The 10089-nt window shown below is 77.6% G+C and carries 2 protein-coding genes; both read left to right on the forward strand.

The features are described 5' to 3' along the window. Window positions 1-112: 112 nt before the first annotated feature. Entirely contained in the window at window positions 113-7069 is a 6957-nt protein-coding gene (locus tag EST54_RS31375; RefSeq protein ID WP_129251092.1) for a type I polyketide synthase, read from the forward strand. Then, the coding region (locus tag EST54_RS31380) for a type I polyketide synthase (RefSeq protein WP_129251091.1) at window positions 7062-10089 on the forward strand (3028 nt) is incomplete at its 3' end. The genes EST54_RS31375 and EST54_RS31380, both read left to right, overlap by 8 nt.

The following is a 10089-nucleotide window of genomic DNA, read 5'->3' on the forward strand; positions in this document are numbered from 1 at the left end:
CGGCACCCCTCTCCCCAGCTCTTCCGCCCCCGCTTCTCCGCCCCTCGGCGCACGTCCGCACGACCCCGCCGGGCCCCGGCATCCGGAGGCCCCCGACCGCGATCTCGTCGTCGTGCTCTCGCCGTTCGAGGAGCCGGGCGAGCGGATCGTCGTGGCGGCCGCACGCGCGGGCGCGCTCGGCCTGCTGGACCTCGGCCGGGACGCCGGTACGGCGCGTGCGGCGCTGGCCCGGACGGGGCCGCTGCCGTACGGCGTGCGCATACCGGTGGGGTGCCCCTGCACCCCCGCCGACCTGCCCGACGAGGTCGACACCGTGCTGCTCGCCGATCCACGGGCGTACGCCGCGGCCGTACCGCACGGCGCTGTGGCCCAGGCCCCGTTACCCACCCCGGCGGACTGGGCCGACGGCGGACGCCGCCGGGTATGGGCCGAGGTCACCACCCCCGAGGAGGCCGCGGCGGCCTGTGCCGCCGGCGTCGGTGCGCTGGTCGCCCGCGGCCATGAGTCGGGCGGCCGGGTGGGCGAACTCACCACCTGTGTCCTGCTCCAGCGGATCCTGGCCGACCCGGCCGTGACCGTCCCCGTCCTCGCCGCCGGGGGCATCGGTCCGCACACCGCCGCCGCGGCCGTCGCCGGCGGGGCGGCCGGTGTACTGCTCGACTCCCAGCTCGCGCTCACCACAGAGGGCGCGGACCGGCTGCCCCGGGCGGTCGCCGCCGCGCTCCGGGCCATGGACGGCAGCGAGACCACGGTCGTCGCGGGCCACCGGGTCCTCCTGCGCCCCGGCTTCGCGCCGCCGGGCGCCGACGCGGCTCTCGCCCCGGACGGCGCGGGAGCCGCCGCCCAGGACCTCGGCCCCGCAGGTGTCACCGGACTCCTCGGCGCCCGGGACCTGTCCGCCCAGCTGCTTCCCATCGGCCAGGACGGGGCGTTCGCCGCCCGGCTCGCCGCGCGCCACCGCACCACCGCCGGCATCGTGCAGGCCGTACGCGCCGCCGTCACCGGCCACCTCGCGGCGGCGGCCCGCACCCGCCCGCTGGCCCGCCGCCCCGGGGCCCGGCATCTCCCCGTGGTCCAGGGGCCGATGACCCGGGTCAGTGACGAGGCCGCCTTCGCCGCCGCCGTGGCCGCCGAGGGCGGGCTGCCCTTCCTCGCCCTGGCCGTCATGGACGGCGAGCAGGTGCGCCGGCTGCTGGCCGAGACCGCCGAACGGCTGGGCGCCAAGCCCTGGGGCGTCGGCCTGCTCGGCTTCGCGCCGCCCGCGCTGCGCACCGAACAGCTCGCCGCGGTGGCCGAGTTCGCCCCCGCCTACGCCCTGATCGCCGGCGGCCGGCCCGCCCAGGCCGCGCCCCTCGAAGCGGCCGGCACCCGCACCTACCTCCATGTCCCCTCGCCCGGCCTGCTGGAGCGCTACCTCGCGGAGGGCGCCCGCAGATTCGTCTTCGAAGGGCAGGAGTGTGGGGGCCACATCGGCCCCCGGGCCAGCTTCCCGCTGTGGGAGGAGCAGATCGAGCGCCTGCTGGCACACGTCCGCGCACCCGGCGGGACGGCGCGGGAGCTGGACGTGCTCTTCGCCGGCGGCATCCACGACGCCCGCTCGGCCGCCATGGCCATGGCCGCCGCCGCCCCGCTCGCCGAACACGGCGCCACCCTCGGAGTCCTGATGGGCACCGCCTACCTCTTCACCGAGGAGGCCGTGGCCACCGGCGCCGTCCTCCCGGGCTTCCAGCAGACCGCGCTGGCCTGCGACCGGACCGTACTGCTGCGGACCGCGCCGGGCCATGCCACCCGCTGCGCCGAGACCGCCTACGCCGACGAGTTCGCGGCGGCCGAACGGCGGCTGGCCGCGGACGGCACGGACCCGCGGGCCCGCTGGGAGGAGCTGGAGCGGCGCAACCTCGGGCGGCTGCGCCTCGCGAGCAAGGGCCTGCGGCACACCGACGGCGGGCGCCCGGCGCCGGTGGGGGAGCCCGAACAGCGCCGGGAGGGCCTGTACATGCTGGGCCAGGCCGCCACCACCCGCAGCGCCACCACCACCCTCGCCGCGCTGCACCGCGAGGTGACCGACGGGGCCACCGCCCTGCTCGGCGCACGGGCGGAGCAGTTCCGGCCGCCCGCCGGGCGCCCGGACCCACAGGCGGCTCCGCTGGACATCGCCATCGTCGGCATGGCCTGCTGCTTCCCGGGCGCGGCCGACACCGCCCGCTACTGGTCCCACGTCGTCCACGGCGTCGACTCCGTCACCGAGGTGCCCGCCGAGCGCTGGGACGCCGCGACCTACCACGACCCGGACCCCGCGCGGGCGGGCGAGCGCACCCCCTCGCGCTGGGGCGGCTTCCTGCCCCCGATCCCCTTCGACGCGCTCGCCCACGGCATCCCCCCGGCCTCCCTCACCGGCATCGAACCGGTGCAGCTGCTCGCCCTCGACGCGGCGGCCAAGGCCCTGGCGGACGCCGGATACGCCGAGCGGGACTTCGACCGCGCCCGCACCGGCGTCGTCTTCGGCGCGGAGGCGGGCACCGAACTCGCCGGCGCCTACGGGCTGCGCGCGCTGCACCCGGGCTACCTCGGAGCGCTCCCGCCCGCCCTCGACGCCGAACTGCCCCGGCTGACCGAGGACTCCTTCCCCGGCGTGCTCGCCAACGTCATCGCCGGGCGGATCGCGAGCCGCCTCGACCTGGGCGGCGCCAACTGCACCGTGGACGCCGCCTGCGCCTCCTCGCTCGCCGCGCTCGACCTGGCCTGCCGGCAACTGCGCGACCACGACAGCGACATGGTCCTGTGCGGCGGCGCCGATGTGCACAACGGCATCAACGACTACCTGATGTTCGCGTCCGTCCGCGCCCTGTCGCCCACCGGCCGCTGCCGACCGTTCGACGCCGCGGCCGACGGGATCGCGCTGGGCGAGGGCGTCGGCTGCCTGGTGCTGCGGCGCCTCGCGGACGCCGAGCGGGACGGCGACCGGATCTACGCGGTCGTCAAGGCGGTGGGCACCTCCAGCGACGGACGCTCCCTCGGCCTGACCGCCCCACGGCCCGAGGGGCAGCGGCGCGCTCTGGAACGCGCCTACCGGCGGGCCGGAATCAGCCCCGCACAGGTGGGCCTCCTCGAAGCCCACGGCACCGGAACCGTCGTCGGCGACAGCACCGAACTCGCCGTCCTCACCGAGGTGTTCGACGGCGCGGGCGCTGCACCGGGCGGCTGCTCGCTGGGTTCGGTCAAGTCCCAGATCGGGCACACCAAATGCGCGGCCGGGCTGGCCGGGCTCATCAAGGCCGCGCGCGCCGTGCACACGGGCGTGCGGCCGCCCACCCTGCATCTGACCCGCCCGGCCGCGGACGACGCCGCGGCCACCGGCCCGTTCCGCTTCGACACGGTCAGCGCCCGCCCCTGGCCGGTGCCCGTGGAGCGGCGCGTCGCCGGGGTGAGCGCCTTCGGCTTCGGCGGCACCAACTACCACGCCGTGCTGGCCGGTTACGGCGGCGCGCCCGAGCCCGCGCACACCCTGGAGGACTGGCCCGCCGAACTCTTCTGCTTCCGCGGGGCCGACCGTGCCGCCGCCGTACGGGCCGTGGAGCGACTCGCCGCGCGGCTGGCCGACAACGACGCCGCCGGGCGGCCGTGGCCGCTGCGCGACCTGGCCGCGGAGACCGCCTCGGCGCCGGGGCCGGTACAGATCTGCGTGGTGGCCGAGGACCTCGACGACCTCGCCGGCAAACTGGCGGCGGCTCGCGGGCTCACCGCCGCCGAGGGGGTGTACCTGCGCACCCGGGACGCCGACCCCGGTCTGGTGTCCTTCCTCTTCCCCGGCCAGGGCAGCCAGCGCACCGGCATGCTGGCGGAGTTGTTCACCGCCTTTCCCGCGCTGCGCGGTCTCCTGGACGGCGCCGACCCGCAGTGGACCGCGGCCATGTTCCCGCCCGCCGCCTTCACCGCCGCCGAGCGGACCGCCCAGCAGGCCGCCCTCACCGACACCCGCGTCGCCCAGCCGGCGCTCGGCCTCGCCTCCGCCGCCGCACACCGGCTGCTCACCACCCTCGGGGTGCGGCCCGACTGCACGGCGGGGCACTCCTACGGCGAACTGACCGCCCTGTGGGCCGCGGGCGCCTTCGACACCGAGGCGCTGCTCCGGCTCAGCGCCCGCCGGGCCGACGCGATCCTCACGGCCGCCGGGGACGACCCCGGGGCGATGGCCGCCGTGGCGGCCGCGCCGGACCGGGTGGCAGAGCTGACCGGCGGCACCGGCGTCGTCGTCGCCAACCACAACGCCCCCGCCCAGAGCGTGCTCTCGGGGCCGACGGACGCCGTGGACCGCGCCGTGGCGGCCCTGCACACGGCCGGTCTCGACGCCCGGCGGCTGCCGGTCGCCTGCGCGTTCCACAGCCCGCAGCTCGCCGCCGCCCGCACGGCGCTCGCCGCCGAACTGGACGCCACCGCGGTGTCCGCACCCGCCTTCCCGGTCTGGTCCGGCGCCACCGCCCGCCCGTACGACGGCACGCCGGCCGCGCTGCGGAGCACCCTGGCGGGCCAGGTCGCCGCGCCGGTGCGCTTCGTGGACCAGATCGAGGACATGTACGCCGCCGGGGTGCGCACCTTCGTGGAGGCCGGCCCCGGCCGGGTCCTCACCGGGCTCGTCGGGCAGATCCTCGGCGCCCGCCCGCACACCGCCGTGCCGCTGGACGTACCGGGCGAGTCCGCGCTCGCCCGGCTGCCGCACGTCCTGGCCCGGCTCGCCGCGGCCGGGGTCCAACTCGACCCGGAGGCCCTGTTCCACGGGCGTACGCAGATCCTGCCGGAGACCGCACCGCGCCGCCCGGGATGGCTGGTGGACGGGCACGTGGTGCGCACCGCCGACGGCGCGTGTCTGCCGGGCGGGCTGCGCCCGGCGCGGCGGGTGGACACCCCCGGGGACACCGCGGCCGCGCCGCACGAAGGGAGCGCCGCGGCCGGCGGGCCCGTCCGGCAGGATGCGGTGCTGGAGTACCTGCGGACCACGCGGGAGCTCGTGGCCGCCCAACGGGACGTCGTCCTGCGCTACTTGGGAGAGGGCGAGGCCTCCGGGCCGGTGCCGGCGGCGGAGCGGGCGGTGTTGTCGTCCCCCGCACCCGCCGTGACACAGGCCCCCGCCGAGGCCCCCGCCGAGGCCGCCGCCACGCCACCGGCGACGGCACCCGCCGAGGCCGTGCGGCTGAGCCCCGAGGAACTCCTCGACGCCGTACGGGAGATCATCCACACCCGGACCGGCTATCCGCGCGAGATGCTCGACGCCGGGCTCGACCTGGAGGCCGATCTCTCGGTGGACTCCATCAAGCGGGTGGAGATCATCGGCGCGCTGGCCGACCGGATCGGACTGCCGCAGGACGCCGGCGGGGCCACGGAATCGGCGGTGGAACAGCTCGCCCGGGTCAAGACCATCAGCGGCATCGTCGACTGGATCGCCGCCGCGCGCGCCGAGCCCGCACCGGCCTCCGAACCGGCCCCCGCGCCGTCCGGGCCCGCACCGGGCACGCCCGCACCGGTGGTGCCCACCGCTCCTCCCGCCCCGCGCGGCCCCGTGGGCTCCGTCGGACCGGACGAACCCGGCGGCGGACCGGCCCCGTTGCCCCCGACCCGCTCCCTGGTCCGGGCCGTCCCCCTCGGCCCGCCCGCCGGCCGGCCGCCCGCCGAGGTGGTGGCCGGGCTCGACTTCGCCGTGGTCGAGGACGGCCAGGGAGTGGCGCTGGCCCTCACCGCCCTCCTGGAGAGCCATGGCGCACGGGTGCGCACCGTCCCCGCCGAGCGGCTGGCCGGTCTCACCGGTGACGGGGTCGCCGGAGTGGTGGACCTCAGCGCGCTGCGGGCCGGCCACGGAGCCGTCCTGCCCGGTCAGTACGCCGCACTGCGCGGCGCACTGACCGGCGGGAGCCGGTGGCTGCTGCTGGCCACCGCGGCCGGCGGCACCTTCGGCCGGGACGCCGTCGGCGACGCCCCCGACCCGCTGCCCGGCGCCGGGCTGCGCGGCTTCGCCCGGACGGCCGCCCTCGAATACCCCGACGCCCTGATCCGCGCCGTGGACATCGACCCCAAGGACCGCCCCGAACGGATCGCCGCCCAGCTCCTCGGCGAACTGTGCGCCCCCGGCGAGCCGGTCGTCGTCGGCCACGCCCGGGGCGCCCGCACCACCCTGCGCGCCGTCCCCGCCCCGCTGCCCCACGACGGCACCGCCACCGGCCGGCCCCCGCTCGGCCCCGGCTCCGTGGTGCTGCTGACCGGCGGAGCCCGCGGGATCACCGCCCGTACGGCGCTCGCCCTGGCCCGTGCCCACGGCTGTCACGTCGAACTCCTGGGACGCACTCCCCTGGAGGACACCCCCGAGGACCCGGCACTCGCGCACGCCCACGACCGCATCGCGCTGCGTGCCGCGCTGATCGCCCAGGGCCTGCGCCGGCCCGCCGAGATCGAGGCGGCGGCCGGCCGGGTGCTGGCCCGGCGCGAGATCGCCGGCACCCTCGCCGCCCTGGAACCGCTCGCCGCCTCCGTGCGCTACCACGCCGCCGACGTCACCGACGAGAGCGCCGTACGCGCCGTGGTGCACGACATCCGGGCCCGGCACGGCCGCCTCGACGGGATCGTGCACGGCGCGGGGACCCTGGAGGACAGGCTGCTGCGGGACAAGGACCCGGCCTCGTTCGCCCGGGTCTTCGCCACCAAGGTCGACGGCGCCCGCCATCTGCTGTCGGCCGCCGGCGAGGACACCGGATTCCTCGTCCTCTTCGGCAGCGTCGCCGGGGTCTTCGGCAACCGCGGCCAGGCCGACTACGCCGCCGCCAACGACGCCCTGGACACCCTCGCCGTGGCCTGGTCGGCCCGGGCGCCCGGCCGCGTCCTCGCCGTCGACTGGGGACCCTGGGCCGCCACCGGCGGCGGCATGGTCACCGAGGAACTGGAGCGCGCCTACGCCCGCCGCGGTGTCGCGCTCCTGGATCCCGACGCCGCGGTCGCCGCCCTCCTGGACGAGCTGGCGCGGGGCACCGCGGCCCAGGTCGTGCTGGCGGCGGAAGCGAACGGCCGGGCGGCGGACGATGACTGAGGCCCCGCCCTGGCCCGTCGGGTCCAGTGCCGCCGGACCCCGGCATTCCGGACCCCGGCCCACCGACGCCGCGATCGTCGGCATGGGGGCGCTCTTCCCCGGCGCCGGCGACCTCGCCGCCTACTGGCGCAACCTGGTGGCAGGTACGGACTGCATCACCGACGTGCCGCCGGGCCGCTGGGACCCGGAGGTCTACTACGACCCGCACGGCGCCGAGAGCCCCGCCCGCAGCGACCGCTTCTACTGCCGGCGGGGCGGCTTCCTGGACGAGCTGGCCGTCTTCGACCCCACCCGCTTCGGCATCATGCCCGCCGCGGTCCCGGGAGCCGAGCCCGATCAGCTGCTCGCCCTGCGGGTGATCGCCGACGCCATCGCCGACGCGGGCGGCCAGGAGCGGCTGCCCGCCGACCGCTCCCGTATCAGCGTCATCCTCGGCCGCGGCGGCTACATGGGCGTGGCCACCGCCCGCCTGGACCAGCGGGTCCGTACGGCCCATCAGCTCGCCGCCACCCTGCGCGAACTCGCCCCGGAACTGGGGGAGGAGAAGATCGCGGCCGTCCGGGAGGCCTTCCGGGCGAGCCTGGGGCCCGAGGCGCCGGAGGCCTCCATCGGCCTGGTCCCCAGCTTCACCGCCGCCCGGACCGCCAACCGGCTGGACTTCCGCGGCCCCGCCTACACCCTCGACGCGGCCTGCGCCTCCTCCCTGCTGGCCGTGGCACAGGCCGTCGATCTGCTGGCCGCCGGCCGCTGCGACCTCGTGGTCGCCGGAGCCGTGCACCACTGCCACATCGCCACCCTGTGGAGCGTCTTCACCCAGCTGCGCGCGCTCAGCCCCACCCAGCACATCCGCCCCTTCGACCGCCGGGCCGACGGGACCCTGCTGTCCGAAGGCACCGGTGTCGTCCTGCTCAAGCGGCTGACCGACGCCGAGCGCGACGGGGACCGGGTGTACGCCGTGATCCGCGGGGTGGGGGTGGCGGGCGACGGGCGTACCGCGAGCCTGATGAGCCCCGAGGTCGAGGGCCAGGTCCAGGCGCTGGCGCAGGCCTGGCACGGTGCGGGCCTCGACCCGGCGGCCCCCGGCGCGCTCGGGCTGCTGGAGGCGCACGGCACCGGGACCCCGGTGGGCGACCGCACCGAACTGGCCACCCTGGCCAGGGTGTTCGGGCCGCCCGGGGCGGGCCGGGCGCCGGTCGGCCTGGGCTCGGTGAAGTCGATGCTCGGCCACACCATGCAGGCCGCCGGCATCGCCGGACTGATCAAGGCCGCCCTCGCCGTCCACCACCGCACCCTGCCGCCGACCCTGCACCTCGACGAGCCGCACGAGGACCTGGCACGCACCCGTATGCGGCCGGTCACCGCGGCCGAACCCTGGGACGCCGGACCGGCGCCACTACGGGCGGGCGTCAACGCCTTCGGCTTCGGCGGGATCAACGCCCACGCCGTCCTGGAGGAAGCACCGGGAGGACCGGGAGGACCGGGAGGACCGGGAGGACGGGGACGACGCAGCTCCGATGCGCCGCCCGTGCGCCGGAGCTCCCCGTTGTGGATCGCGGAGCCGGAGCGCACCTACTGGCTCACCGCGGACACCCCCGGCGAACTCGCCGAGGAATTACGGAAGGCGGGGGAGCGGGGCGCGGACGCGGACACCGGCGTCCCCGCGCACCACCGTCCCTGCCGGCTCGCGCTGCCCGACCCCACCCCGCGGCGCCGCGCCCTGGCCGCCAAGATCCTCGCGCGCGCCCTGCCCTGGCGCGGCCGCGGCGAGGTGTGGTTCACCCCGACTCCCTTCTTCGGGCCGTACGCCGCGGATCCGGGAGCCCGGCTCGCGTTCCTCTTCCCGGGGCTGGAGGCCGAGTTGCCGCCCTCGGTGGACGGGATCGCCGACCTGCTGGCGCTGCCCCGGCCCCGGGTCACCGGCGGCGCGGGACTGGTCGAGCGGGCCGTCGACACCCTCACCACCGGACGGCTGCTCGCCCGCGCACTGCGCGAACTGGGCATCGCCCCCGATCTGCTGGCGGGCCACAGCCTCGGCGAATGGACCGCGATGGTGGTCGCCGGCATGTATCCGCCGCAGGCCGTGGACGCCTTCCTCGGCTCGCTGCGGCCCACCTCGCTCGCCGTACCCGACCTGGTCTACGCGGCCCTGGGCTGCGGCGCCGCACAGGCGGCCGCGGCGCTCACGGGGCTGGACCGGGTCGCGGTCAGCCACGACAACTGCCCGCACCAGTCGGTGATCTGCGGGGACCCCGGGCAGCTGGCCGAGGCCGTGCGCAGACTCGCGGAGCAGGGCGTACACGCCCAGGAGATGCCCTTCCGGTCCGGCTTCCACACGCCGATGTGGGCGCCCTACCTGGACCAGGTGGGCGCCGCGTTCGACGCCCTGCCGCAACGGGACCCGCAGCTCCCCGTGTGGTCGGCCACCACGGTCGCCACGTTTCCCGAAGACCCGCCCGCGGTACGCCGGTTGGTGCTGCGCCACCTGCTGGAGCCGGTCCGCTTCCAGGAGCTGACCAGGCGGCTGTACGAGACGGGCGTACGCGCCTTCGTCCAGGTCGGCGCCGGCAGCCTCACCGGGTTCGTGGCCGACACCCTCCACGGACAGGACCATCTCGCCGTCGCGGCGGCCGGCTCCGGCGACGCCGGAACGGCACCGCTGCGCCGGCTGGCCGCCGCCCTGTGGGCCGAGGGGCTGAACCCGCGCTGGGACCGGCTGGCGGGCCGGGGCGGGACCGCCCCGCCGGCCGCCGTGTCGCGCGCCACCGGGGCGTCCGCCACCGCGGCGTTCGCCACCGCGGCGTCCGTGGAGCCCGCGGGGCCCGCCACCGTGCCGCCCTTGGGACCGGCAACCGTGCCGTCCGTGGAGCCGGCAATCGTCCCGTCCGTAGGGCCCGCCACCGTCCCGGCAACATCCGGCCCGCCGGTCCGGCTGGACCTCGGCTCACCGCTGGTCCGCCTGGGGGACACGGTGCCGAAGACGGGGATTTTTGCGCCCGCGGGCCCACCCCCACCCCCGAACC

The organism is Streptomyces sioyaensis (assembly GCF_004122735.1).
Taxonomy (GTDB): Bacteria; Actinomycetota; Actinomycetes; order Streptomycetales; family Streptomycetaceae; genus Streptomyces; species Streptomyces sioyaensis.